Below are 25435 nucleotides of genomic sequence, written 5' to 3' on the forward strand. Positions count from 1 at the left end.
TGGGATTACCGTCGTGCCTACTGGCCTGGACAGGCCCCGCACGCCGCCCCGAGGAGAAGACCCATGCGCTTGGCCCGCCTGACGCTGGCCGCCGCCGCGCTGCTGTTGGTGACCACGGCGAGCGTTCCCTCCGGTACTCCGCTGAGCCAGACCGAGCGGCACACCGCGCTCTCCTCGGACGCCATCGAACCGCGGGGAGCGGCCCCCCGGCCGGCCGTCCAGCGGGCCAGGCACGAGCCGCCGTTCGGCGCCTTCGTCGGATCGTGGGACAACTACATTCCGAACATCGCCAAGATGGCCACCTGGCTGAACGGGGCCGACATGCAGGTCGGCCACACCTACCTGGCGGGCAACGGCTGGGGGGACGTCGAGGGCGAGCCGGTGGTGCTCGGTCTCTGGTCGCAGTGGAAGCTGGCCGACCCGCAGCGCAAGCTGGTGCTCGGCGTGCCGATGCTGGTGCCGAACGAGAACAACACGCCGGACGCCGAGGTGGCCCGGCTGCTGGCCCGGGGGAACAAGGGCGAGTTCGACCAGCACTTCCTCAAGCTGGCCAGGAAGCTGGTCGCGCTCGGCGGGCAGGACACCATCCTGACGCTGGGCTGGGAGATGAACGGCACCACCTACACCAGCCGCTGCAAGCCCGACCCGACCGCCTGGAAGGCGTACTGGCGGCGGATCGTGACGGTGATGCGGTCGGTGCCCGGGCAGCACTTCAGGTTCGACTTCAACCCGACCAGGGGGCTGGACGCCATCCCGTGGACGCGCTGCTACCCGGGCGACGACGTGGTCGACATCATCGGTATGGACAGCTACGACCAGCCCGCCGGCGGCACCTTCGACGAGTACATCTCCGAGCCGTACGGGCTGCAGGACCAGGTGGAGTTCGCGGCCAAGCGCGGCAAGCCGGTCTCGTACCCCGAGTGGGGGCTGTTCCGCAACGGCGACAACCCGGAGTTCGTCCGGCGGATGGTGGAGTGGATGCGCACCCACGACACCGCCTACCAGACCGTCACCGACTACTGCCCGCACGGCTTCTGGCAGTGCGACCGCAACCCCAGGTCGACCGCCGCGTTCAAGCAGCTGATGACCGGTTCGAAGGGCGCCACCGCGCCGTCAGCTCCGCATCCGGGCCAGTAGCACCCGCTTCACCCCGGGCAGCCTGGTGCGCAGCTGGTRCACCAGGGCCTGCCTGACCAGCACCCGGACCGCCCGGCCGGCCGCCCACGGGGCGAGCCCCGGCGATGTCGAGCCGCTCGCGCAGGGCGGGCTTGGCGCCGTACATGTAGAGGCCGCCGAACGGCGGGCTGAGCAGCAGCAGGTTCACCGCGACCAACTCGTCGTCCAGGTAGAACCGGTGGACCGCGGCCCGGCCGGCGGCGACCAGCCCGGTGGTGGACTCGGCCAGGTGGGCGGCGAACCGAACGGTTCGGTGCTCGGGGGTGACGCCGCGGTCCTGCCACTGCTCGATGTGCAGCCGGAGCAGGCCCTCGATCGCCGCCGGCACCTCGGCCGGGGTGGCGCTGCGGACCTGGACGCCGGACTCGGCGATCTTCCGCTGCTTGACCCGGCTGCGCTGGGCGGTCTTGCCGGGCAGCCGCTTGAGCAGCTCCTCCATCGGGACCGCCGGGAGGTACTGGCAGAGCGAGTCGGCGAACCGGTGCCGTCGGCCCCGCCAGTGCCGGAACACCTGCTGGACGGCGGCCTCCGGCCGGACCTCGCGCAGCTCCAGCGAGTGCCAGGGGCGGGTCAGCGGCAGGGCGGCGGCCAGCTCGGCGGCGGCCCGGTCGGTGCAGGAGTCGTCCAGCAGGACGTCGGTGAAGTCCACCAGGCCCGCGCCGAGATTGGTCAACCCGCCGAACGGGCCCCGGCGTTGCAGTGCGGCTGCGGCCACCAGCCGGTCGTCCCGGCGGACCAGCACCAGCACCAGGGCGCCCGGGCGGCCGTAGTGGCGCCACCAGGAGGCCAGCCAGGCGGCCGACTGGAAGGAGGTGGCGGTGGCGCAGCGGGCCGCCAGCTCGTCCCACTCGGCGGCGACCCGGTCGAGGGCGTCGTCCTCCCGGCGGACCTCGGTGTGCCAGTGCGGGGCGCCGCTCTGCGCGGGCAGCGAGCCGACCGAGAGTTCGGTGGTCATCCTCGGCTCCCGGTCTGCTGCGGCTCCTTGGTGGCGGTCTCCGCGCGGCGCTTGGGGACCTCCGGGGAGAGCGCGACGGTCTGTTCGGACGGGGTCTCGGCCGGGGCGCCCGGTTCGGGTTCGGCGGCGGTCGAGCCCTTCGGGCGACGGGTCATCAGCACCAGGGCGCCGAGCAGCAGCCCACCGGCCGCGCCGACCGCGACGTCCAGCTGGGCGGAGGGGGTGGCCGGGCGGTCCGGTACGGCGGCTCCGGCCAGCGGGACCAGTTTGACGCCGGTCTCCTTGGTGCTGGTGTTGGCGAAGGCGATCAGCGACTTGGCCACCGCGTCGGCGGCCCGCGCGGCGTCGGTGCCCTTGGCCCCTGAGCCGGTGATCTCGATCACCGGGGCGTCCGGCGAGGTGGTGCCCCGGACCAGCTCGGCCAGCTCGTTGATGGTCCGGCCGGTCTCGGCCGCCGCGCCCGCCAGCACCTGCGGCTGGCCGGCCAGCCGGCCGTACGCCTGGGCGAAGTTGACCGCGGTAACGCCCTCCCCCGGGCCCTGCGGGACCACCACCACATAGGAGTTGGCGGTGTAGCTGGGGTGCGAGACGACGGCGTATCCGGCGCCGGCCATGGCACCCAGCGGCACGGCGAGCGCAACCGGCCACCAACGGCGGGTCAGGGTGCGCGCGCGCCTGCGCAGTTCGGACATGGGAAGCTCCTTGGCTAGAAAGTTCGATTCAGGACTGGGGGTGCGGGCACCCGGCCGGGCACTCCCCCGAGGCGGTCGTAGAGCAGGGCCAGCCGGTCGGCGATCCGGGCGATGTCGTAGTGGGCGACCGCCGAGGGCTGTGGCAGCACGGTGCTGCGTCGGCTCCAGAGTTCGCACAGCGAGGTGGTGTAGGCGGCGGCCGAGCTGGGCAGCCGGACCGCTCCAGGAGCGGCCTCGGGGGGCAGCTCGTCCAGCGCCGGGCAGGCGCTGTGCCGGACCGGGAGTCCGGCTGCCAGGCCCTCCAGCACCGTCAGGCCGAAGGTCTCCTCGGCCGACGGGGCGGCCAACACGTCCATCGCGGTGAGCAGTTCGGGCACGTCGGAGCGCTCGCCGGTGAGCAGCAGCCGGTGCAGCACCCCGAGCTCCCCGGCCTGCCTGAGCAGCGCCGCCCGTTCGGGTCCGGCCCCGACCAGCAGCAGCCAGGGCTCCCGCAGCGCCGGGTGCTGGGCGCCCAGCCTGGTCAGCTCGGCCAGCACCGAGACCAGCAGTCCGAACTGCTTGCCGGGGACCAGCCGGCCGACCGCGCCGATCACCCAGGCCGACTGGGGCAGGCCGAGCTCGGCCCGGGCGCCCTGCCGGAGCGCCGCCCTGGAGGCGGTCGGCAGGGCGTACCTGGCGGTCTCGATGCCGTTCGGCAGCAGCTCCACCCGCTGCGGCGGCACCCCCCAGTCGTTCAGCGTGGCGGCGACCTGCCGGGAGACCGCGACGGTGGTCGAGCCGAGCCGTTCGGCGGCCAGGTAGAGCGCCTTGACGCCGGGGGTGACCGGCCGGCCCTCGATCACCGTGGCGTGCAGCGAGTGCTCGGTGGCCAGCACCTGGCGCACCCCGGCCAGCCGGGCGGCCAGCCGGCCGTACAGCCCGGCCCGGTAGAGGTGGGTGTGCACCAGGTCGTACCGGCCCTGCCGGATCAGGCCGGTGAGCCGGGGCAGCACCCCGAGGTCACGGTTGCCGCGCATCGCCAGGTCGTGCACCGGGATGCCTTCGGCAGTGAGCGCGGCGGCCACCGTGCCGGGATTGGTCAGGGTGGCTACCTCGCAGCGGTGCCGCTCGGGCAGGTGACGGAGGATCAGCTCCAGCTGGCGTTCGGCGCCGCCGGAGGCCAGGCCGGTGATCACGTGCAGGACCTTCACCGGCCGGCCCTCCCCGGGCGGCGCGCGCGCAGCGCGGTGAGCAGGTCCCTGACCTGGTGCCGCCCGCGCTTGGCCCGCAGCCGCAAGGCGCCGTCCCGGTCGCCGACATAGCTCCGGGGCAGGGCGTAGCGGCCGGTGAGCCCACCGTGCTCGATGGCGCAGGCGTAGTCGTACCCGGCGTCCCGGACCGCGTGGGTGGCGGCCAGGTCGACCGCGCCGTACGGGTAGCAGAAGCCGGTGACCGGTCCGCCGATCAGCTCCTCGAGGGCCCGGCGGCTCTCCCTGGTCTGCACCGCGAGCCGGTCGGCGGGCAGTCCCGGCAGCGCCTGGTGACCGAGGCCGTGCGAGCCGATCTCCCAGCCCGCGCCGGCCAGTTCGGTGACCTGATCGAGGGTCAGCAGCTGCTTGCGCGGGCCCTTGACGTCCCAGCCGTTCTCGGTGCCGAGCAGGTCGGGCACCACGTAGGCGGTCGCGGTGAAGCCGTACTCGTGCAGCACCGGGACGGCGTACCGGGCGAAGTCGGCGTAGCCGTCGTCGAAGGTCAGGCCGACCAGGTGTCCTGCGGTGCCCTCTGCCCTGGCCCGGAGCAGCTCGCGGACGCTGACGCCGCGTCGGCCGGTGCGGTGCAGCCAGGCCATCTGGGCGGCGAACCGTTCGGGGCTGACGGTGAGCAGGTACGGATCCTCCTCCTCCTCGGCCACCGAGTGGTACATCAGGATCCACGGGGCGCTCCGGCCGGACCCGGCCCGACGTTTGGTGCGACCGGCGGATGCCTGCGCGGGGAGGCGCAACTGCTGGGCGGAGTCGACGTCCATGGGGCAGCTTCCCTTCAGCGGCCGAAGGTGGTGGGTGGTCCCGCAAGCGGGCGGGGCGGCGGTGCCGGGCCCGACCGGTTCGGCCCGGGGGCGCGGGCCGGGGCCGAACCTGGCGAGGCCCCCCAGTAGTGGTCCGCGGATCTCGGCCGCACCGAAGGCGGTGCCGAGACCGGCGAAGACGAGCAGCACCGTCAGCCCGCCGACCAGGGTGGCCAGCAGCGGGGAGGCGGTCAGACCGTCGGCCAGGTACCCGACGGCCGCGGCGCCCACCGCGGCCGCCAGCAGGCGGGACTGACCGGTGATCACCTTCGGTACCCGGAGCGCGATCCCGCGCAGCAGCAGCCCGCGGAGCAGCAGCCCCGCAGTGGTGGTGATCCCGGCGGCGTTCCCGGCCGCCAGGCCCAGGCCGCCGTAGTGCGGGGTGGCGGCCAGGCCGACCGCGACGGTGACCAGCAGGCCGACCGCCATCGCGCCGACCGGGTACCAGTCGAGCCGGGTCACCCGGAAGCTGCTCGGGTCCTCGTCGGCCCGGCGGACCACCGGGCGGACCGAGAAGTACGGCCGGACCATCACGCCGATCAGCGCCTGGGCGGGCAGCCCGAAGCTGTAGACCCGGATCACGGCGGCGGTGGCGGCGGTGTCGTGGGCGGTGAAGGCGCCGCGCTCGAACAGCAGGGCCACCACCGAGGGCGCACAGGCCATCAGGAACGCGGTGCCGACCAGCACCAGCGCGGTGGCCTGGCCGATGTCCTTCTCCACCCGGTCCCGGGCGGTCCGCAGGTCGCCTGCGGCGAGCGCGCGGGCGACCAGCGGGAAGGTGACGGTGCAGATCAGGATGGCGGCGGTCATCGCGAGCTGGGAGACCTTGGCCGCGTAGTTCAGGTGCGAGATGGTGCCCGGCGGCAGCCCGGAGCCGAGGTGGCGCTCGATGAAGACCTGGGACTGCCGGGTCAGCGTGAAGCCCGCGACCGGCAGTATCGCCAGCGGGATCAGCACCAGCCCGGCCGGGCCGCCCCGGCGGGACTTCCGGGGCCGGCGGCGGCTCACCCGGAGCCGGCGCAGGAACGGGCCGACCAGCACCCCGGCCATCAGCAGGCTGCCGAGCGCGACGCCGAGCGCGGCCGACCGGACGCCCCAGGCGGTGTGCCCGACCAGCAGGACGCCGAGGATCGCCAGGTTGTACGCGACGTAGATGCCGGCCGGTGCGGTGAAGCTGTGGTGGGCCCGCAGCGCACTGCCCAGATAGCCCGCGATGCCGAACGGCAGGATGGTGAGCGCGGTGATCCGGGTGCAGGTGACGGCCAGCCCCGGGTCGACCAGCCCGGGGGCCAGGAAGTGCACCAGCTGCGGGGCGCCGACGGCGGTCAGCGCCGAGAGGCCGCACAGCGCCAGCAGCATCCAGGGCAGCGTGGCCCGGACCAACTGCCGCACCGGGTCGGCGCCCTTCGGGTTCTCCTCGCGCAGCACCAGGGCCAGGCTGAACGCCGGGACCATCAGGAACGCCATCGCGTCCTCGATCAGCAGCGGTGCGGCCGTCTCCGGCACGGTCCAGGCCACCAGGAAGGCGTCGGTGCCCTGGTTCGCCCCGAAGTACCTGGCCAGCAGCAGGTCGCGGAGCAGGCCGAAGGCGGAGCCGGCGGCGGTGAGCAGCGCGGTGACCCCGAAGGCCTTGGCGAGGAAGTCGCGCCCGGGCGCCGGGGGGCCGGGCGGGGCGGGCGCCCCGACCACGGCGACGTGCTGATCCGTACTCATGTCTGGGTTGCCTCATCGGCGTTCGGGCCAGGCAGCGCCGTACGGGCGGCAAGGCCGAGGATCACCGAGGTGAGCACCGTGGTGGTCCCCCCGATATCGGCGTACAGGAAGTCCACCAGCACCCAGACCAGCAGCCCGAGGGCCGCCAACCGGGGCCCGGCGGCCGGATTCCCCACCCGGCGAAGGCAGTTGACCAGCAGGGTGAGGAACAGGGCCAGATAGGCCAGCACCCCGATCAGGCCCTGCTCGCTCAACACCAGGAAGTACATGTTGTGCGGGGAGAGCAGCGGTTCGCGGGTGAAGCCGATCTGCGAGTCGGCCGCGTCGCTGCCCGAGGAGAGCCGCAACGGGGCGTGGCTGTCCCGGAGTTGCTGGAACGCCTTGGGGCCCGCGCCGGTCACCGGGTGGTCCTGCCAGATCCGTCCGGCGGTGCCCCAGAGGTCGTAGCGGTCGGTCACCGACTGGTCGGGGGTGTCGGAGACGGCGCCGATGCTGGAGAGCCGGTTGGTCACCCCCGAGCCGCCGAGGCCGAGCCCGCCGACCAGCACCACCGCGAGGGCGGCGGTCAGCACCGCGCCCCGGATCGCCAGCCGGGCGTCGGCCCGCAGCAGCAGCACGGCGGCGGCGACCGCACAGGCGATCCAGCTGCCCCGGCTGAACGAGACCGCGAGCGGGAAGGTCAGGAACCCGGCGACGGCCCAACAGCCGATCCGCAGGCGGCGGTTGCCGCCGGGACCGCGCTCCCCCAGGGCCAGCGCCAGGGCGGCCAGCAGTCCGAAACAGACCACCGTGGACATCGCCATGATGTCGAGCGCCCCGAAGGTGCCGATCGCCCGGATCGGCTGCCCGGTGTACGAGGCCCCCGTCCCGGTCAGGAACTGCTTGACCCCGACCACGCCCTGCACCAGCGCGGCCAGCACCAGGGAGCCGAGCACCAGTTGCTGGTCCCGCCGGTCGCGCAGCGAGCAGAGCACCGCGGCCGGTACCAGCACGAAGACCTGCACCAGCCGGACGAAACCGGTGGCACTGGCCAGCGGGTCGATCGAGTGCACGGTGGCCACCGCCGCCGAGCTGACCACCGCGCCGAACAGCACGCAGAGGGTGCGGTTCAGGGCGGGCAGCCGGCCGCGCAGCAGGCCCAGCGCCATGGTGCCGACCAGCGCCAGCGAGGCCAGGTCCGCAGCCGTGACGTGCACGGCTGCGGTGACGTCCTTGTCGCCGGTCGGCACGCAGACCAGCAGGACGGTGGCGGCGGCCAGCAGACTGGGCCGGGCGGTCAACCGCCCGGGTAACGCGAGTCCTTGAGGCAGAGTCAGGGACACCGGCTCAGCTCCCGTCCGGATGCAGCATCAGGGCGGCGGTGCGGAACAGCAGCTTGACGTCGAGCCAGAGGTTCCAGCTCTCGATGTAGCGGTTGTCGAACCGGGCCCTGGCCTCGATCGAGGTGTCGCCACGCAGGCCGTTCGCCTGGGCCAGCCCGGTCAGGCCGACCGGAACCCGGTGCCGGTCGGCGTACTCGGGGTACGCCTGGCTGAACCGCATGACGAAGTACGGGCGTTCGGGCCGGGGGCCGACCAGGCTCATGTCGCCGCACAGCACGTTCCACAGCTGCGGGAGCTCGTCCAGCGAGCTGTGCCGGAGGAAGTGGCCGACCCGGCTCATCCGGTGGTCCTGGGCGATGTTCCAGTGGGTGGCCGACTCGTGCTCGTTGGCGGGGCGCAGGGTGCGGAACTTCAGCAGGGTGAAGACCTTGCCGTCGAGACCGGTGCGCTGCTGGCGGAACAGCACGCCGGGGCCGGTGTCCAGCCGCACCGCCAGCGCGCAGACGGCCAGCAGCGGGGAGACCAGCAGCAGGCCGAACAGGGCGGCGGTGATGTCCAGGCCGCGCTTGGCGGCCCAGCCGTGCCGGCGCATCGCGGGGCGGTCGAGCTGCAGACAGGGGAAGCCCCAGAGGTGGTCCCCCCGGCTCCGGTCGGCCACCGAGCCGTACTCGCGCAGGGCGGGCACCAGCCAGACCCGGCAGCCGAGCCGGGCGGCCTCACGCAGCGCGGCGGCGGTCTCGGCCTCGTCGGCAGCGCCCTCGGTGGCCACCACGTGGTGCACCCGGTGACGGCGGATCTCCCGCTCCAGCACCTCGCGGCCGCCGAGCACCGGAAGCTTGGTGTCCCCGGCGAGCAGCACCGGGTCGGGGTCGAGGAAGCCGACCGGGCGCAGCCCGTACTCCCGACGCTCCGTCAGGGCCGCGGCCACCTGCTGGCCGAGCTGCCCGGCACCGAGCACCAGGACGGGGCTGGGGCGGCGACGACGGGCCTGGCGGAGCAGGTGGTAGACGAAGCCCCGGCCGACCGAGGCGACCAGCAGGAAGGCGGCCACCAGGGTGAGCAGGCGCAGTGGGGTGGCCGGGCCGCTGTCCGGCCAGCCGTCCAGACAGGCGGAGAGGGTGACGGCGAAGGCCGTCGCGACGGTGGCCCGGGCGGCCAGCGCGGGGAACTCGTCCAGGGCGGAGAGGGTGAGCCGGTTGCGGTACAGCCCACCGGTCAGGTTGAGCGGCAGCAGCAGTGGCAGCACGGCGGCGGCGCCCAGCAGTGGTCGCTCCGGGTCGGTGGCGGTCAGCACGGTGGCGGCGCAGACCGCGAGACCGTCGGCGGCCAGCAGCCCGGCCGGGCGGGCCAGTCGGGAGCGGAACGGGCGCCGGTGCCGCCCGACCTGCGGAGCGGATCTGGCCTGCACCGGGCGCCGGGGCGGGCGCCGGTCGAGGAGCTCGGTGGTGACCCGGCGGGAGGGCGGCAGGGGTTGGCCCCGCCGTGGCACACTCTCGTGGTCAATGGTCATCAGCGCACGAACTCCCCTGCTGTGTACCCGCCTTGACGGGACACCCGGACCCGGAGTCGGACCGACGAGTTAATCCCGGCCGACGGATGCGGTCCAGGTAGCACCTGCTGCCAAGGGCGGCATTCGGGTCATTCCGAGAACCGCGCTCAGAAATGACTACGAAGCAGGCAAAATCAGACAATACCGAACGCTGGCTTGATTGCAGGAAGTTGACTTGCCATTTCATTCCACCCGCCCATTAATCAGACTTTCGGACTTTGGGTCCTCGGTCACCCGGTCGAGATGCGAACACGGCAGCACCTTCGCGGCGAGCATTCACGGTCTGAGAAACGATCAGGACCGCCCTGGGACACGGGTGTCGCGGCGCTGCGCCGCACGGGGGCCGGGAACGCTGTCCCGAAGAAGGTTTCGATAGAGCAGCTCCACCTGGCGGACCACCCCTCGGACATCGTGATAATCGGACATTCGTTCACGCGCCAACAGGCCGATCCGTTCGCACTCGATCGGATCTCTCAGTGCCTGCACGATCAGACGTGCGAGTTCGGTCGGATTCTCCGGCTCGACCAGACCGGTACCGATCAGCTCGGGCGGCAGACACTCCCGCGCGCCGGGCACGTCCGAGAGCAGCACCGGGCGGGCGGTGGCCATCGCCTCCAGCGGGGCCAGCGCCATCCCCTCCCAGCGCGACGGCAGCACCACCAGGTCGGCGGCGGCCAGCCAGGGCCGGGGGTCGGTGACGTCCCCGGCCAGCCGGACCCTGGACGGGTCGGGGAGTTCACGCACCCGGTCGGCCAGCGCGGTGGCGTCCGGGCCGCCGCCGACCAGCGCCAGCCGGGCCCCCGGCAGCCCCTCGGTGACGGCCGGCCAGGCGTCCAGCAGGACGTCCTGGCCCTTCTGCCGACAGAGCCGCCCGACGCAGACCGCGAGCGGGTCCTCCAGATCCAGGCCGAGCGACATCCGGGCGGCCCGGCGGGCCGCCGAGTCGGCGGGCGCGTGGTGCCGCAGGTCCACCCCGTTCGGGATCACCTGCCAACGGGCCGTCAGCCCGGCCTGCTCGCCGTCCCGCCGCTCCTGCCCGCTGACGCAGAGCACCGCGCGGGCCCACCGGGTGGCGAACCGCTCCCAGCGCAGACTGGCCGCCGCCACCGGACCCTGCACGGCGGCGAACGACCAGGCATGCGGCTGGAACACGGTGGGGACGGCCCCCCGGACGGCCAGCCGACCCGCCAGGCCGGCCTTGGCGCTGTGCAGGTGCAGCACATCGGGGTTGGCGCCGCGGACGATCCGGCGCAGCCGCCACGCCTCCGCCAGGGTCGCCGGCCCCGGCGAGCGGCCCGCCTGCCAGTCCAGCACCAGGGCCCCGGCCGCGGCCGCCTCGGCCGCCAGCCGGCCACCCGCAGGGCAGGCCACCAGCACCCGGCAGCCCGCCTCGCGCTGGCCCCGCACCAGATCGACCACCACCCGGGCGACGCCGCCGTCCACGGGCTGGGAGACATGAAGGATCGTCATATGCACGGCCGTGAGCCTAGATCGGCGCGTACGCTACGTGATCCCGCTGTCACCCGGACCGGCGATCAGAACCACTCGTTCGAGAATTCAGGCGACTTCGGTCGCAAGGGCGACCAGGATCTGGTCGTGGATCCGGTTCAGGCCCTTGGGGGCGAAGGTCCGCTCGAAGAAGCCGCCGATGCCGGTTGCCCCGGTCCAGCTCGCCTGCACGGTGACCTTGCTGCCGTTGCCCTGCTCGACGACCTTCCAGGTGATCACCATCGAGGAGTTGGCGTCGGTCTCCATCAGGGTGCGACTGCCCGGCTCGGTCACGTTGAACAGGCAGTCCCTGACCCGCTTCTCGGTCGCCTGCAGGCGCCAGTGCACCTGCGTCCCCGCGCCCGTGCCGCCGGCCCGCACCTCGTACTCGCTGTACTGCGCCGGCAGCAGCTTCGGCCGCGTCACGGCGTAGTCGGCCAGCGCCTCGTACACCCGCTCGGGGCTCGCCGGGTAGCTGCGCTCGGTGGTGGCGTACACCTGTCCCATGATCCGTACTCTCCTCTGACTGCTCCGGTGGCACCGTTCAATCCAAGCCAACCACAGCAGCCACCGGGTTACGCTGGCCGGTGTGCTGACCGAGGTGACCGCTCTCCGCTACCTGGACCCGCTGCGCGCCGGGGGCTCCGTGCCCGGCATCGTGGAGACCGACGACCTGGGCACCTATGTGGTGAAGTTCAGCGGCGCCGCCCAGGGCCACAAGGCGCTGATCGCCGAGGTGGTGGTCGGCGAACTCGCCCGGCGGCTCGGCCTGCGGGTGCCCGAGCTGGTCCTGGTGGACTTCGACCCCGAGGTGGCCGCACACGAGCCGGACCCGGAGATCCAGGACATCCTGCGCGGCAGCGCCGGGCGCAACCTCGGCATGGACTACCTGCCGGGCGCCCGGGACTTCAAGCCCGGCATGATCGACGTCGACCCGCTCGAGGCCGGCCGGGTGGTCTGGCTGGACGCGCTGACCGGCAACGTCGACCGCAGCTGCCGCAACCCCAACCTGATGGTCTGGCACAACCGGCTCTGGCTGATCGACAACGGCGCCGGGCTGATCTTCCACCACCGCTGGTCCGGCGCGGCCGGCTCACTGCTCAAGCGGTACGACCTCAGCGACCACGCACTCGGCGCCCACCACCCGGACGTCGCGGCCGCCGACGCCGCGCTGGCCCCGCTGGTCACCCCGGAGCTGCTGCGCGAGGTGGTCGCCCTGGTACCCGAGGAGTGGCTGACGGACGAGCCGGGCTTCGACTCGGTCGAGCAGCTCAGGGACGCGTACGTGACCCAACTCGCCACCCGCGCCGCCCAGTCGGCCGCCTGGCTGCCGGACGGCTTCGCCACGCCGGACCAACTCAGGCAGACCGCCGCCGACCGCGCCGCCGCCACCCGGGCGGGCCGCCCGACCTGGCTCCAGGACGTCCCCGACCTCTCCGGCCGGCCCCGGACGCGCTGACCGGCGCTGACCGTTACGAAGCCGCGGGGTCGGGGAGCAGCGGGAGCTCCGGCGGCACCGGGCCGGTGTACGGCGTCCAGCCCGGCGGCGCCTGCTCCGGCTCGAACGTGGGCAGGTCCATCATCAGGTACGGCACCAGATACTCGCCGTACGTCCCGAGGCAGAACCCGACCGCGAGCAACGCGACCTTCGCGACCCCGTCCATCCGGCGGACCTTGCTGTACCGGATCACCAACCCCGCCACCAGCAGCCCGAGCACCGACCCGGTCAGCGAGAGGCCGACCGTCCCGAGCACCCTGACCGGCTGCTCCCCGCGCGCCGCAGTGGCCGCTCCGTAGCCGACCACGAGCGTCAGCCCCGCCAGCACGGGCAGGGCTGCCACCAGACTGCCCGTCAGCACGGCCAGGCTCCAACGACGGTGGTGGGCCGGGTGTTCGGCGCTGTTCATCTCCATGGGCGGCAGCATCCCGCCCTGACGGCACCCCCGCCTGAGGACGAGTACTCAGGCGGGGGGGGTTAGCGCCTCAGCCACGCCACCACTGCACGGCGGTGGCCGCGTTGCCGCTGCCCCGGCCGGTGGGCACCGACTGCCTGAGCCTGCCGACCGAGCTTCCCGGCGTGGTGAACGTGGCCTCGACCGGCGTGAACGGCAACAAGTCCTTCTTCTCCAGCTATGGCCAGGGCAAGATCACGGTCGCGGCCGCGTGCGGGGAGGCCATCGAAGTGCCCTGCATGTAGCCGTACTTGTTGCCCCGGACGGTGGAGAGGATGCGACCGTTCCTCGCCGGGGTGTTCGGGATCTGGTAACGGGAGTCGCCGCCGGGGGCCGCGACCGTGATCTTGCCCTGGCCATAGCTGGAGAAGAAGGACTTGTTGCCGTTCACGCCGGTCGAGGCCACGTTCACCACGCCGGGAAGCTCGGTCGGCAGGCTCAGGCAGTCGGTGCCCACCGGCCGGGGCAGCGGCACGGTGTCGTCCGGGCTGCTGTCGTCGGTGGTCTTGTGCGCCAGGTCGATGTTCTCGTTGCCCGCCGCCGCGACGCTCAGCACACCGTTGCGCTCGGCGAAGGCGGTGGCCCGCCGGACGGCGGTCAGGATGGCCGCCTGGTCCGGGTCACTGGCGCAGTTGAACAGCCAAGGGTCCACGTAGTAGCTGTTGTTGGTGACCTGGAAGTGGTGCTCGCCGGCCCAGACGAAGCCGCAGACGGCGTACTCCGGGTAGATGAACCCGCCGTCGTCCACCACCTTCACCGCAGCCAGCTTGACGTTCGGGGCGACCCCGAGCACGCCCTTGCCGTTCTTGGCGGCGGCGATGGTGCCCGCGACGTGGGTGCCGTGGTCGCTGGTGGTGGGCTGCCAGGCCTGGAAGTCGGTGTTCGGCCGGCCGTTGTCGATGCAGGACACCGACTGCGAGGCGTCGACGTTGGCGGCCAGGTCCTCGTGGGTGGCGTCGATGCCGGAGTCGAGCACGCCGACCGTCACCCGGCGGCTGCCGAGGCTGGTCCGGTGCGCCTCGGGGACGCCGATGGCACCCAGCGACCACTGGTCGGCCTGCAGCGGCTCGTCCGCTCCGGCGGCCGGCGTGGCGGCCATCAACCCGGCCGGTGGGGTGGCGAGTTCGACGGTGTCGTCGCCGATACCCGCGGTGACGGCCTTGGTCCGGCTGGCGCCGACCGAGTCGACCACGTGAGAGGCGCGCAGCCCGGCCGCGAAGGTGGTGGAGTCCGAGCGGGCGATGATCACGCCGATCTGCTCGTAGGACTGCACCACCGTGCCGCCGAGCCGGGCTATCGCGCGTTCGGCCAGCATGACCTGGCCGTGGTTGGCCTTGGTGTTGACCAGGTAGTTGAGCAGTGGCCCGGTCTCCGCCGTGGCGCCGTCCGCAGCGACCGCGGTGCCGGTCGGCAGCGTCAGCGTCCCCGCCGCCACCAGGGCCAGCCCGGCCACCCCGCGTCCGAATCGGCCTGTCCGAGGAACTCTCATAGGGGTTGGCCCTCCCGAGTCTCCGCCCGCGCCTACGGATGGCAGGCGCATGAGCTGCCCGGGACGGTAGTGACCAAGGACCACCCTCCGCAAGAGGTACGCACCGCCACCTCGTGCTGGGCACACGATCTTCCGACCGTGCGCCCAGCATCCACTGACGGTCGGTCAGTTACCCGAACAGTTCACCGTAGGTGGCCATCGCGGTCGCGACGTCCGCCTGGGCCCAGAACCGGTGGTAGGTGAAGACCGGCGCCGGGCCGCCGTCCAGGTAGGCCTGGACCTTGGCGAAGGCGGGGTCGTTCTTGTAGAAGGAGCGCATCGAGAGGAAGGTGGAGGTGGAGTTGACCGGGTCGCCGTTCGGCATGGTCCCGGTCCAGCCGGCGGGCACCGAGACGGTGTCCTTGAAGCGGCTGTAGTCCGTCCGGGTCTCCGGCACCGCGATGCCCAGCGCGTCCTGGTGGTTGCCCCACATCCCGTCCAGCAGCTTCTGCGCCGCCGTCTTCGCGGCCGCGTTGCCGGACTTCGCCGCGTAGTACGAGAGCAGCTTGGCGTAGGAGCCGGCCACCCCGACGTCCTGGGTGTAGTCGACCACGCTCACGTGCAGACCGGTGTTGGCGCCGGGTGCGGCGGCGTTCCAGGTGTCCGGCTTGCCGCTCCAGGCCAGCGTGGACGGGATCCGGTAGGTGCCGTCGGCGTTGAAGGTGGTCTGGCCGAGCGCCCAGGTCACCCACTTGTCCAGCACGGCCTTGGCCTTGGCGTCGCCACTGGCGTAGTAGTACTCCGCAACCCGCTCCAGACCCCAGGTCTGGAACCCGAACCACTGGTTGCTCGGCGGGTCGTGGTAGACCGGTGCCTCGTCGTAGTACATCCCGTAGAAGGTCGGGGTGCCGGCCGGCGGGGCCGCGTAGCTCCCCTCCCAACTGTTGGTCGCCCCACCGGAGATGGCGCCCTCACTGGACTGCAACCACTGCACGAACTCCACCTGGCGGGTCAGGCTGGTGGCCCAGTCCGCCTTCCCGGTGGCCGACTTGGGCGCCAGCGCGGGGTCGTTCACCAGGGCGTAGGCGGCCATCGGGTTCTGGTACCCGCCGTGCGCGGCACCGTCGCCGATCCGCCAGGCCCAGCCGGAGTTGGCGTCGGTCGCGCCGCCCCAGGCGTAGTACCAGGAGAGCAGGTAGTGGGAGGAGTCCTTGCCGGTGCCCGCCGGGCAGGCGGCGGGGCCGACGCAGTTGCCGATCTTCTTGAAGTACTTGTCGAAGAACGAGTACCGCAGGTAGTCGCCCATCTTGCCCGCCTTGGCGACGGTGGTCGAGACCTGGCCGCCGTTGCCCTGCGCCTTGGCCCAGGTGTCCGCCCAGTAGGCGGCCTGGACCGCCCGGGCGTCGGCGTCCGGCGCGTCGGTGAACTTCCACTGCTTGGCGTACGAGGCGTCCTTGACGAACAGGTCGAGGAAGCCGTTCTTGCCGCCGTAGGTGAAGTTGTCGCAGGTCGGCTGCGGGATGGTCTCCCAGACCGACTCCTGCGAACCGCGCTGGTAGGTGTTGATGTACGACGGACCGGTGTCGGTCGGTCCGGCCTCGCACTTGCCGGGCGAGTTCCCGAAGCCGTAGACGTTGTCGACGTCCTGCAGCCAGTGCATGCCGTAGATGTCACTGGTGCCGTACGTGCTGGACAGCTCGGCCGCGATCGGGTCCCGCCCCGCGGCCACCGAAGTGTCCAGCGGCGCTGGGTAGTTGCCAGGAAGCGGCATCTCGGGGGCGTAGGTGGCGGGCTTGGCCGCGTTGTAGAAGCTGTTGGTCGGCTGGTCCGCGTGGGTGGGGATCATGTACGTCTCCATGAGCGTCCACGCCGCGTTGAACTTGGACCAGTCCTTGCTGACCCGGCCGTACTGGGCCTCCAGCCAGAGCAGGTAGCTGTAGGCCTCCGAGGTGGTCTGGTGCCCGTGGTCCGGCGCCTCGACCAGCAGGGTCTCCACCGAGTGGTACGGGATGCCCTCCGGCGAGAAGTAGCCGTTCGCCGGGTCCTTCAGCTTGCTGTAGAGCTGGAGGAAGCGGTCGTTGTACACACCCGTACCGGCGGCCAGTTCGGTCACCGTGACGGCGGCGGCGGTGTGGCCGGTGGCCGAGGCGGTGAAGGTCGCCGAGCCGGTGCCGGTCGCGTCGGCGGTCAGCGTGACGGTCTGCGCGGTGGCCCAGTTGGTGGGCGTGAAGGTCAGACTGGCACCACCGCTGACGGTCAGTCCGGTGTTGCCCGAGGTGCGGGCGGTGGTCACCGTGACGTTGGCGGTGGGCTGGGCGGAGAGCTTCACCGTGAAGGTGCCGGTCTTCCCCTGGGTGACCGAGAGGCTGACCGACGTGGCGGTGATGGCCGGCCCGGCCGCCACCGTGATGCCCGACGGGGCGGACTCGCCGGTCGCGCCGGTGCTGTCGTACGCCTTGGCGTAGACCGAGTGGCTGCCGGAGGCGGCACCGGCCCAACTGAAGGAGTACGGCGCGGTGGTGTCGGTGGCCAGCAGGGTGGCGTTGTCGTAGAACTCCACCTTGCTGATGCTCGCGCCGTCGCTCGCGGCCGCCGTGGCGGCCAGCGGGACGGCGGCTCCGGCGGCGTAACTGGCCCCGGGGGCCGGGCTGGTGAGCGTGGTGACCGGGGGCTGGTGGGCGCCGGTGCAGGTGGTGCCGTTGACCGCGAAGGCGGTGGGGGCGGCATTGCTGCCGGTGTAGCTGAAGTTGGCGCCGGGGGTGGCGTTGCCGCCGGGGGCGATGGTGGCGTTCCAGGAGAGGCTGCTGACGGTGACGTTCTTGCCGGTCTGGGCCCAGGTGCCGCTCCAGCCGCTGCCGGAGAGGGTCTGGTTGCCGGTGTAGGCGTAGCTGAGGGTCCAGCCGTCGATGGCGGCGGTCCCGACGTTGTTGATCTTCACGTTGGCGGTGAAGCCGCTACCCCAGTCGTTCACGGAGTAGTCGACGGCGCACTGGATCACGGCTGCCGAGGCCGGCGTGCCGACCATCGTGGTGAGCCCGGCGGCCAGCAGCGTGAGCGCTGTACCGAGTGCGGGCAGGCGGGAACTGCGGGAGGTGGGGGGTGGCATGACGGCTCCTGCGGGAGGGGGCTGCGGGTGGGGGAACTGTTCGCTGAGCGCGAGGCATGGCACTCGCAACTGTGGGAGCGCTCCCAAATATCGGGAGCGGCTGAGCGGCTGTCAAGAGATTGCGCAGCCGGGGCAGTTGGCAACTCCCTTCCGGCTGGCTATGTTTCTGGTCGGGCCTGTGGGAGCGCGCCCATATTTCGTCAGTTACTAGGAGCGGGACATGTCCCTGCGCCACACCGCGCTCGCCCTCGGCGGCGCGCTCGCCGCCACGGTCGCACTGGTCGGACCGATCGCCGGTTCGTCCTCGGCCGCGACCGTCGCCTGTACCGTCGACTACTCCGTGAACGACTGGGGTAGCGGCTTCACCGCCAACGTGAAGATCAACAACGTCGGGACCGCCGCCCTCGACGGCTGGACCCTCAGCTACGCCTACACCGGCAACCAGACCCTCTCCGGCAGCGGCTGGAGCGGCACCTGGGCCCAGACCGGCAAGAACGTCACCGTCAGCAGCCTCTCCTGGAACGCGAGCATCGCGCCCGGTGGGAGTGCTACTCCTGGCGCCAACTTCAGCTACAGCGGCGCGAATTCGGCGCCCACGTCGTTCGCGGTCAACGGGGTGGTGTGCAACGGGGCGGCGTCGCCTTCGCCCTCCTCGTCTCCGTCGCCCTCCCCTTCACCCTCGCCATCGCCCTCTCCGTCGCCCTCGCCGACCGCGTCCACGCCCCCGGGGGTCGCGCCCGACCTCAAGGTCTCCGGCAACTCCCTGGTCAACGCGGCCGGTTCGCCGGTCGTCCTGCACGGCGTCAACCGCTCCGGCACCGAGTACATGTGCGTCCAGGGGTACGGGTTCTTCGACGGTCCGGTGGACGCCGCCTCGATCGCCGCGATCAAGAGCTGGAAGGTGAACGCCGTCCGGGTCCCGCTCAACGAGGACTGCTGGCTCGGCCAGTCGAACGTCAACCCGGCCTACGGCGGCGCCAACTACCGTGCCGCCATCAAGGGTTGGGTCGACTCGCTACGCACCGCCGGGCTGACCCCGATCGTCGAGATGCACTGGAGCCGCGGCCTGTACACCGGCAACTCCGCCGGCTGCTCCGACACCAACGCCACCTGCCAGAAGCCGATGCCGGGCGCGAACGCCGTCCCGTTCTGGACCTCGGTCGCCGAGACCTTCAAGGGCACCAACTCGGTGGTCTTCGACCTGTTCAACGAGCCGTACGCGGACCGGTCCGAGTCCTCGCTCGCCCAGGGCTGGCTCTGCTGGCGGGACGGCGGCACCGCCTGCCCCGGCATCGGGTACCAGGTGAGCGGCATGCAGACCCTGGTCAACACCGTCCGGGCCACCGGCGCCGCCAACGTCATCCTGCTCGGCGGCCTGGCCTACTCCAACGATCTCGGGCAGTGGCTCGCCCACAAGCCCACCGACCCGACCGGCAACCTGGGCGCGGCCTGGCACGTGTACAACTTCAACACCTGCTCCAGCGCAGCCTGCTGGGACTCCACGCTGGCCCCGGTCGCGGCCCAGGTCCCGCTGCTGGCCGGTGAGATCGGTGAGAACACCTGCGGCCACGCCTTCATCGACCAGGTGATGTCCTGGCTCGACAGCAAGAAGATCTCCTACCTCGGCTGGACCTGGAACACCTGGAACTGCAACTCCGGCCCCGCCCTGATCACCAGCTACGACGGCACCCCGACCGGCTTCGGCGCCGGCTTCCGCGACCACCTCCTCAGCCTCGGCTGAGCCGACCCGCGGGCTCCGCTCCACCCGGGGCGGAGCCCGGTACTGCCTGGCCCCCAGGTCGGCGGGCAGGGGCAGGACGAGCAGGAGGGGACCGCGCGGCGAGCGGGCCTGGCGGGCAAGCCGGGGATAAGTTCAGGCGGCATGGAGGAACCCATCTACTACGTTGACCACTCGGACATCCGCGAGGGCAGGCTCGCGGACGTCAAGCACGGGATGCGTGACCTGGCCGCGTTCGTCGAGGCACGCGAGCCGCAGCTGATCGCCTATCACTTCTACCTCGACGAGTCCGAGTCCGAGTCCACGATGACCGTGGTGGCCGTCCATCCCGATTCGGCGTCGCTGGAGCTCCATCTGGAGCTCGGCTGACCGAAGTTCCACGCGTTCGGTGCACTCATCCGGATGAGATCCATCGACGTGTACGGGCGGCCGAGCCCGGTGGTCATGGAGCGGCTCCGGCAGAAGGCCGAGATGCTCGGCGGAGGCACCGTCACCCTCCACACCCGGCAAGCGGGCTTCAGCCTGGCGCAGCCGTCCCGGGACACCACCTGAGGGGTGGTGGTCGGCTCAGAGGCCGTACAGGCGCCGGGCGTTCTCCGAGGAGACCAGGCGGGTGATCCGGTCGGCGTCCGCCGCCGTGCAGGCGCCGTCCGACTGCCAGTCGGTGAGCAGCCGGGCCAGGGCGTGGCGGTACTGGGCGGCGCCGACCGCGTAGAGCTCGGGGAGGCCGTAGGCATCGGTGGAGAACAGCAGCTTGCCGAACGGGGCGAGTTCGAGGTACTCGCCGAGCACGGTGGCGGCGCGGGGGCCGGCGTAGGAGAGGGTCAGGCCGAGGTCGGCGTACACGTGCGGGAAGGCCTGGGCGAGCCAGGCGGCCTGGCGGTGGTACGGGTAGGCGTGCAGCAGGACCAGCGGGGTGCCGGTCGGTTCGACGGCACGGATGAAGTCGGTGAGCAGGGACGGGTCGGCGCGGTGGAGGGTCAGGTCCGGATCGCCGAAGCCGGTGTGGAGTTGGAGCGGCAGACCCAGGTCGACGGCGGTCCAGAGGAGTTGGCGCAGCAGAACCGGGTCGGTCAGGCGGCGGCCGGGGTGGTGGGTGGCTGCGGCACGGGTGACCTCGGCGGGGTGGGGGCGTTCGGCGGGGATGGCGAGGCCGTGCCGGTAGGCGAGGACCGACTTGAAGGCGATGGCGGAGGCGGCAGCCGTGCGGAGGGCCGCCTCGACGGCGGCTGACCAGCCCGCAGCCGGGGCGTCGATCGGCTCCGCGATGCTCTCCAGCCGTACCACTTCCCGGACTTGGGCACCAGACAGCTCGGCGAGGGTGGGCATTGGGAGCAGCGGGTGGCCGGCTGCGGCGGTGAGACCGGTGTCGACAAAGCAGTGGCTGATGCCGGTGGTGGCGAGCAGGCGGCGGGCGGCTTCGGCGGGGCCGAGTTCGCGGCGCCGGGCGAGGTAGTCGGGCATCGGTGTGTGCGCGGGGAGGCCGAGGGCCGGTGGGCACCAGCGGCGGACCGCCAGGCCGAGCGAGCTGTCGAACGGTGAAGTCCCGGGCGCGGGTGGGCGGTCGGACTCGGTGAGCAGGCTCGCGAAGGCGGCGTCGTCGAGGTCGGCGAGGGTGATGCTGTGGCAGTGCTGGTCGATCACGGGCTCAGTACCTGTCGACCGTCGCCGCGATGACCTGCTCGGGCGTGCTGCCGGCGAAGAGCTCGATCTCCGCCTGACGGACCGCCAGGACTGCGGCGTGGAGTGAGGCGCCGAGTGCTTCGCGGAGCAGCACCGAGGATTCGAATGCCGTCACGGCCTCCGCCAGGCTTGCAGGCAGGCGCTCGACCGTGCCCAGGGCCGCCGGGTCGCCGTTCACCTCGTCGGGCAGCGGCTTTCCGGTGTCCAGGCCGTCCAGACCTGCGGCCAGCACTCCGCCGATCATCAGGTAGGGGTTGGCGATGGCGTCGAAGCACTTGAGTTCAGCGTTGGCCTGGCCGGCGATGGAGCCCTTGATCAGGCGCAGTGCGGCCTCCCGGTTCTCCAGCCCCCAGCAGCGGAACGGGCCCGACCAGCGGGACGGCTGCAGCCGCAGGTAGCTGGCGACGCTCGGTGCGCCGAGCGCGAGCAGCGCGGGCAGGTGGTCCAGCACTCCGGCCAGGAAGTGTTCGGCCTCGGGGTGCAGGCCGTGCGGGCCGGGGCCGCCGTGGCCGAGGTTCTGGCCGTCGCGCCAGAGGCTGAAGTGCAGGTGGCCGCCGTTGCCGACCCCGTCGGGGGTGAGCGCGGGCGCGAAGGTGGCCCGCAGGCCGTGCCGGGCCGAGACGGCGCGGATGGTGTGACGGACCAGCACGGTCGTGTCGGCCACCTCCACGGGGCCCTCCGGAGCGACCGAGACCTCGAACTGCCCTGGCGCGTACTCGGGATGGAGCTGGAGCACCGCCAACTGCTGTTCCGTCAGCGCCCGGAGCACGTCCCTCAGGTAGTCGGAGAGGTCGGCGAACCGGTGCAGCCCGTACGCAGGTGCCGTGGTGGCCGGCGCCCCGGTCGCGTCGGTGACCACCCACTCGACCTCGATCCCGGCCTGCACGGTGAGGCCACGCCGCCCGGCCGCCTCCACCATCCGCCGGGCGAACCGTCGTTGGCAGCCGGGGTGCGGCGTACCGTCCTGGGCGTACCGGTCCGCCGGGGCCCAGGCCCAGTCGGGCTGAGCCGCCAGCGGCACCAGCCGGTCGAGGTCGGGGATCAACCGCAGGTCCCCGTCCGGGCCCTGGCTGAACGGGCTGCTGGTCATCGAGTCGTCCAGCAGGAACAGGTCGAAGCTCGGCGCGGCCCCGACGCCCCACTCGGCGGCATGCTCCAACTGCCGTACGGGGAAGGTCTTCACTCGGCTGATCCCGGAGTTGTCGACCCAGCTGGTCGCCACCCCGTCGACACCTTCACCGGTCAGCCGGGCAGCGGCCAGCCTGGCCTGGGCAGCCCGCTCGGCGCGGGACGGGGCGCTGTTCATGCCGCCCATGCTCACCCATCACGAGGGCGCGGAGAACGCCCTGTCACTCGTCCGGCGGCAGTCGGCCACCCGTGCGGGTGCCTACGCGTACGGAACCAACTCGGTGGTGGCGAGGTCGAAGCCGAACGGCGCCGGAATCGGCACCGACTGGCCGAACTTGGCGGTGTAGCGCTGCCGGTAGCCCTCGGGACCCGGCTCGGTGAACATCGCGATCGAACTGTCCCTCGGGTCGATGAGCAGGTACACCGGGATCCCCATCAGAGGGTAATCACGGACCTTACCCACCCAGTCGTTCTCGGGGTTCGACGGCGAGACGATCTCGACCGCTATCGCCGCAAGGTCGGCAGGGATCTCGTTCCCAGCCGTCAGCGCCGCCGCCAGCGGGATGTACGCCAGGTCGGGGTTGCGCAGCTTGCCCACTTCCGGTGACGCGAGATCGGTGTTCTCCGTGGGCATCAGGTCGGACGGCCGGTTGGCATCGAACTGCTCACGGACCACCAGCAGATTGCGCTGATGAATCAGCAACGGGCCCGCCATCATGATGATCTCGTCGCCGGAGACCTCTACTTTGAAGCCTGGCGGGGGACTGAGGCTCTCCGCATACTCCAGGAGCCGCAGGTGGTGCGCGGGAGGCTGGGTCATGTCCCCATCCTCCTACACTTCCGGCGCGAAGCGGGCGACCAGGTCGCCGGCGGTGAGGCGGTCGAGGCCGGAGGTGGCGTCGAGGGAGCCGGGGTAGAGGCGGTAAAGAGTGCCGGTCAGGGTGGGAGTGGCGGGAAGGTCGGCGTTCAGGACGGCCAGGAAGGCGTGCCGGTCGGTGAGCCCGGCAGGGTCGAACGGGCCGGTGCTGTCCGGGTGGTGGCGGTCGCGGATCCGGGTGGCGAAGGTGGTGGTGGACTCGTCCGGGGCGCGGTGGTAGGTGGCGACGGTGTTGCCGGAGCGGATCAGGACCTGGTCGGTGGTGGCGGCCGCGGTGGCGGCGGCCAGGTCGTCGAGGGTGGCCCGGGCGCCGGGGGTGAAGTGGTGCAGGACGTCGGAGGCGAGCACGCCGAGGCGGCCGGAGTGGCGGCGGACGTCGTGCAGGCCGCCGGTGCCGCCGAGGTTGAGGTCGGTCCAGGTCCAGTGGCGTTCGGCCAGGTCGATGATCATCGGTACGGCCACCTTGGCGGCACCGGCCAGGTCGAGTCGCTGGGTGACGTGCTTCGGGTCGAGCGGGCCGGACGACCGGCCGGGCTCGCTCAGGGTCATGAAACCGGTGTAGGCGTCCGGGAGTTCGTCGAAGGCGACGTCGTTGTAGCTGAACACCACGACCACGGCGTACCGGGCGCCGGCGGCGGCCAGCCCGGCCAGGTCGAGGTCGACGAACTCGGTCGCGCCGTTCGGCGCCGAGGTGAAGTCGCCGGAGTGCACCGCCGTCCGGGCGCCGTACACCAGCTTGGTGTAGTCGCACAGGCCGGTGAGCGCCCAGTCCGCGTCGTAGAACGCCACCGAGAGGTCGAGGTCGACCCGGACGCCCTGGGGCTGGAGCCAGTGCAGGAAGAGCCGCAGGCGGCCACCGCCGGGCAGCGGCAGCACGCTGCCTCGCGGCACCGCGACCAGCGAACGGGCGCTGGCCCGCTCCACGGCCGGTACGGTCAGACCCGTCAACTCCTCGTCCAGCAGCGCCAGATCGTACCGGTCCTGACCGGCGACGGCCCGGCGGAGCAGTTCGGCCTCGATCAGCGCGCAGACCGGTGCACTGAGCTGCGCGGGCAACGCGGCGCCCCAGTCGGTACGGGCATGGGTGTGCGCGGTGTGGCCGCGCGGGAAGTACAGCCGGCGCTCGTTGTCCGGCCGGGGCGCGCGCAGCCGTCCGTACGCGCCGAGCAGCGGGCCGGGCGCGACCTTGCGCAGGGTGTCCGGGAGGACAGCGAGCAGCGCGGGCGGGCAGGGTGCGTCGGGCGCCCAGCGATAGTGGGTGCGGAGCAGGTGGTGCAGTCGGCGCGCCAGTTCGCCCGGGCGGTGGGCGAGCAGGGTGACGGCTCCGGGTACGTCGCCGGTCGCCAGCGCGGCCTCGACCCGGGAGGCGAAGGTGGTGACGGTCAGTCGGTTCCGTCCACCGGCGGTGCCCGCGGTGGGCAGCGAGGCAGTCAACAGGCTTTCACCCAACGGGTGTTGGAGCAGGTCGGTACCCCGGACCACCGCGAAGGCGGCAGCCGCGTTCGGGAACCGGCGGTGGTACTCGTACGGATGCAGCGCCTCCCCCGCGCGCTGCCAGGCGGCGCGGTGACGCAGCATGTCCTCGGCCGCACCGGCGAGCGGCAGCGCCTCCAGGGCGGCGAGCAGCGCCCGGCGGAGCGGGCGCGGGACGCCGAGCAGCCGGGGCGGCTTGTCGGCCAGCAGGTCGGGGTCGGCGCCGCACCAGGCCCAGAGCAGCCGCAGCACGTCGGTGGCGGTGCCGAGCCTGGCCGCCAGGGCGGGCAGTGTGCCGGGCAGGTCACGGTGCAGGAGTTCGGCCAGCACGGTGGCCTTGGTCTCCCGGACCGGGATCGCCTCGGGCAGCCAACTACCGGGATCGGCAGGCGCGTTGTCGAGCAGAACGGCTAGGTCGTCACGGTCCTGCGGGCTGAGCGGGGTCTGCCGGGCGAGCAGTCGGCCCAGCTCCGCCAGGGCGGCGTCGGCCGGTTCGACGGCCAGCCGGAGCCGGTGCAGCACGGCATCGGCCCGGATCTCGCGGCTGGCGGGCGGTGCGTCGGCACCCGTCAGTTCCGTCCGGCAGAGCGGGCAGCACCCGAGCTCGACCATTTCGTCCAGGCAGTCCGCACAGATCAGGTGCCCGCACGGAGCGAGCTGCTCGACGGACCGCCCGAGGTCGCACCAACTGCAGGTCAGCTCGGGCTGATTGCGCAGAAAGGCGTGGATCCGGGCCGAGTAGAGCGAGTGCGCCTCGCGGGAGACGCTGTCCGGGAAGCCGCGGAACAGCGGCTGGTGGCGGCGCTCGTTGCCGGTCAGCAGGTCGATCCGGCGGAGCAGGTCGGTGCCGGTCTGCTTGAGCGCGACCGGGCTCTGCCGGGCGAGCGCGGCGTGCAGCGGGGCGGTCAGCCGGTAGCCACGGAGTGCGAGGTCGGACTCCAGCACGGCCAGCCCGTCCCGGCTTCGCCGGTCCGGTTCGGCGCCGGGGCGGGTCGGGACGACGACCAGGCTCTGGCGGTGCAGCAGGAGTGTGTCGAGATCGCGGCTCATCGCGGTGGCTTCTTCCCCCTC

General features: G+C 72.3%; 21 protein-coding genes. 5 read left to right on the top strand and 16 right to left on the bottom strand.

Going from position 1 to position 25435, the window contains the following annotated elements:
- The first annotated feature begins 63 nt into the window (after positions 1-63).
- Entirely contained in the window at positions 64-1137 is a 1074-nt protein-coding gene (locus ACXJMZ_RS19270; protein WP_457031286.1) for a glycoside hydrolase family 26 protein, read from the top strand.
- On the opposite strand, the gene ACXJMZ_RS19275 is transcribed toward ACXJMZ_RS19270, so the two are convergent.
- The 8 genes from ACXJMZ_RS19275 to ACXJMZ_RS19310 form a co-directional block, all read right to left on the bottom strand.
- The gene (locus tag ACXJMZ_RS19275) at positions 1073-2131 is read right to left on the bottom strand and encodes a GNAT family N-acetyltransferase (RefSeq protein ID WP_457031287.1); all 1059 of its coding nucleotides are present in this window, start codon (positions 2129-2131) and stop codon (positions 1073-1075) included. The two genes, ACXJMZ_RS19270 and ACXJMZ_RS19275, sit on opposite strands and share 65 nt — an antisense overlap.
- Entirely contained in the window at positions 2128-2823 is a 696-nt protein-coding gene (locus tag ACXJMZ_RS19280) for a Wzz/FepE/Etk N-terminal domain-containing protein (RefSeq protein WP_457031288.1), read from the bottom strand. The genes ACXJMZ_RS19275 and ACXJMZ_RS19280 overlap by 4 nt, the downstream gene beginning before the upstream one ends.
- A gap of 14 nt (positions 2824-2837) precedes the next feature.
- The gene (locus ACXJMZ_RS19285; protein WP_457031289.1) at positions 2838-4013 is read right to left on the bottom strand and encodes a glycosyltransferase; all 1176 of its coding nucleotides are present in this window, start codon (positions 4011-4013) and stop codon (positions 2838-2840) included.
- On the bottom strand, positions 4010-6580 hold the full coding sequence (locus ACXJMZ_RS19290; protein ID WP_457031290.1) for a lipid II flippase MurJ: 2571 nt from the start codon (positions 6578-6580) through the stop codon (positions 4010-4012). The genes ACXJMZ_RS19285 and ACXJMZ_RS19290 overlap by 4 nt, the downstream gene beginning before the upstream one ends.
- The gene (locus ACXJMZ_RS19295) at positions 6577-7860 is read right to left on the bottom strand and encodes an O-antigen ligase family protein (protein WP_457031291.1); all 1284 of its coding nucleotides are present in this window, start codon (positions 7858-7860) and stop codon (positions 6577-6579) included. The genes ACXJMZ_RS19290 and ACXJMZ_RS19295 overlap by 4 nt, the downstream gene beginning before the upstream one ends.
- 46 nt (positions 7861-7906) lie before the next feature.
- Positions 7907-9412: a sugar transferase gene (locus tag ACXJMZ_RS19300; protein ID WP_457031292.1), complete on the bottom strand. Its 1506-nt coding sequence runs from the start codon at positions 9410-9412 to the stop codon at positions 7907-7909.
- 333 nt (positions 9413-9745) lie between these two features.
- Positions 9746-10921 carry a glycosyltransferase gene (locus tag ACXJMZ_RS19305; protein WP_457031293.1) on the bottom strand — a complete coding sequence of 392 codons (1176 nt, stop codon included), beginning with the start codon at positions 10919-10921 and terminating at the stop codon, positions 9746-9748.
- A gap of 87 nt (positions 10922-11008) precedes the next feature.
- Positions 11009-11446: an SRPBCC family protein gene (locus ACXJMZ_RS19310; RefSeq protein ID WP_457031294.1), complete on the bottom strand. Its 438-nt coding sequence runs from the start codon at positions 11444-11446 to the stop codon at positions 11009-11011.
- 82 nt (positions 11447-11528) lie between these two features.
- Between ACXJMZ_RS19310 and ACXJMZ_RS19315 the strand changes: the two genes are divergently transcribed.
- Complete coding sequence (locus ACXJMZ_RS19315; RefSeq protein ID WP_457031295.1) at positions 11529-12398, top strand: HipA family kinase; 870 nt, start codon at positions 11529-11531, stop codon at positions 12396-12398.
- Between the two features lie 13 nt (positions 12399-12411).
- Here ACXJMZ_RS19315 and ACXJMZ_RS19320 read toward each other — a convergent pair whose 3' ends face one another.
- The 4 genes from ACXJMZ_RS19320 to ACXJMZ_RS19335 form a co-directional block, all read right to left on the bottom strand.
- Positions 12412-12852, bottom strand: a complete 441-nt coding sequence (locus ACXJMZ_RS19320) for a hypothetical protein (protein WP_457031296.1) — start codon at positions 12850-12852, stop codon at positions 12412-12414.
- A 70-nt stretch (positions 12853-12922) separates the two neighbouring features.
- Positions 12923-13051 carry a hypothetical protein gene (locus tag ACXJMZ_RS19325; RefSeq protein WP_457031297.1) on the bottom strand — a complete coding sequence of 43 codons (129 nt, stop codon included), beginning with the start codon at positions 13049-13051 and terminating at the stop codon, positions 12923-12925.
- Positions 13052-13069: 18 nt separating this feature from the next.
- Positions 13070-14344, bottom strand: a complete 1275-nt coding sequence (locus tag ACXJMZ_RS19330) for a S8 family peptidase (RefSeq protein WP_457031298.1) — start codon at positions 14342-14344, stop codon at positions 13070-13072.
- 205 nt (positions 14345-14549) lie between these two features.
- Entirely contained in the window at positions 14550-17465 is a 2916-nt protein-coding gene (locus ACXJMZ_RS19335) for a glycoside hydrolase family 48 protein (RefSeq protein WP_457031299.1), read from the bottom strand.
- A 220-nt stretch (positions 17466-17685) separates the two neighbouring features.
- On the opposite strand from ACXJMZ_RS19335, the gene ACXJMZ_RS19340 reads away from it, so the two are divergent.
- From ACXJMZ_RS19340 to ACXJMZ_RS19350, 3 genes are all read left to right on the top strand, one after another.
- Complete coding sequence (locus tag ACXJMZ_RS19340; RefSeq protein WP_457031300.1) at positions 17686-19206, top strand: cellulase family glycosylhydrolase; 1521 nt, start codon at positions 17686-17688, stop codon at positions 19204-19206.
- Positions 19207-19347: 141 nt separating this feature from the next.
- Positions 19348-19572 (top strand): hypothetical protein, encoded by a 225-nt coding sequence (locus ACXJMZ_RS19345; RefSeq protein WP_457031301.1) that lies wholly within the window; start codon positions 19348-19350, stop codon positions 19570-19572.
- A gap of 33 nt (positions 19573-19605) precedes the next feature.
- Positions 19606-19755: a hypothetical protein gene (locus tag ACXJMZ_RS19350; protein WP_457031302.1), complete on the top strand. Its 150-nt coding sequence runs from the start codon at positions 19606-19608 to the stop codon at positions 19753-19755.
- Positions 19756-19770: 15 nt separating this feature from the next.
- On the opposite strand, the gene ACXJMZ_RS19355 is transcribed toward ACXJMZ_RS19350, so the two are convergent.
- The 4 genes from ACXJMZ_RS19355 to ACXJMZ_RS19370 all read right to left on the bottom strand — a co-directional run bounded on the left by ACXJMZ_RS19355 (position 19771) and on the right by ACXJMZ_RS19370 (position 25414).
- Positions 19771-20847, bottom strand: a complete 1077-nt coding sequence (locus tag ACXJMZ_RS19355) for an amidohydrolase family protein (RefSeq protein WP_457031303.1) — start codon at positions 20845-20847, stop codon at positions 19771-19773.
- Between the two features lie 4 nt (positions 20848-20851).
- Positions 20852-22192 carry a glutamine synthetase gene (locus tag ACXJMZ_RS19360; RefSeq protein ID WP_457031304.1) on the bottom strand — a complete coding sequence of 447 codons (1341 nt, stop codon included), beginning with the start codon at positions 22190-22192 and terminating at the stop codon, positions 20852-20854.
- 81 nt (positions 22193-22273) lie between these two features.
- Entirely contained in the window at positions 22274-22834 is a 561-nt protein-coding gene (locus ACXJMZ_RS19365) for a Uma2 family endonuclease (RefSeq protein ID WP_457031305.1), read from the bottom strand.
- Positions 22835-22846: 12 nt separating this feature from the next.
- Positions 22847-25414 carry an MXAN_6230/SCO0854 family RING domain-containing protein gene (locus ACXJMZ_RS19370; protein ID WP_457031306.1) on the bottom strand — a complete coding sequence of 856 codons (2568 nt, stop codon included), beginning with the start codon at positions 25412-25414 and terminating at the stop codon, positions 22847-22849.
- Between the last annotated feature and the right edge of the window lie 21 nt (positions 25415-25435).

Source organism: Kitasatospora sp. P5_F3, from assembly GCF_054049135.1.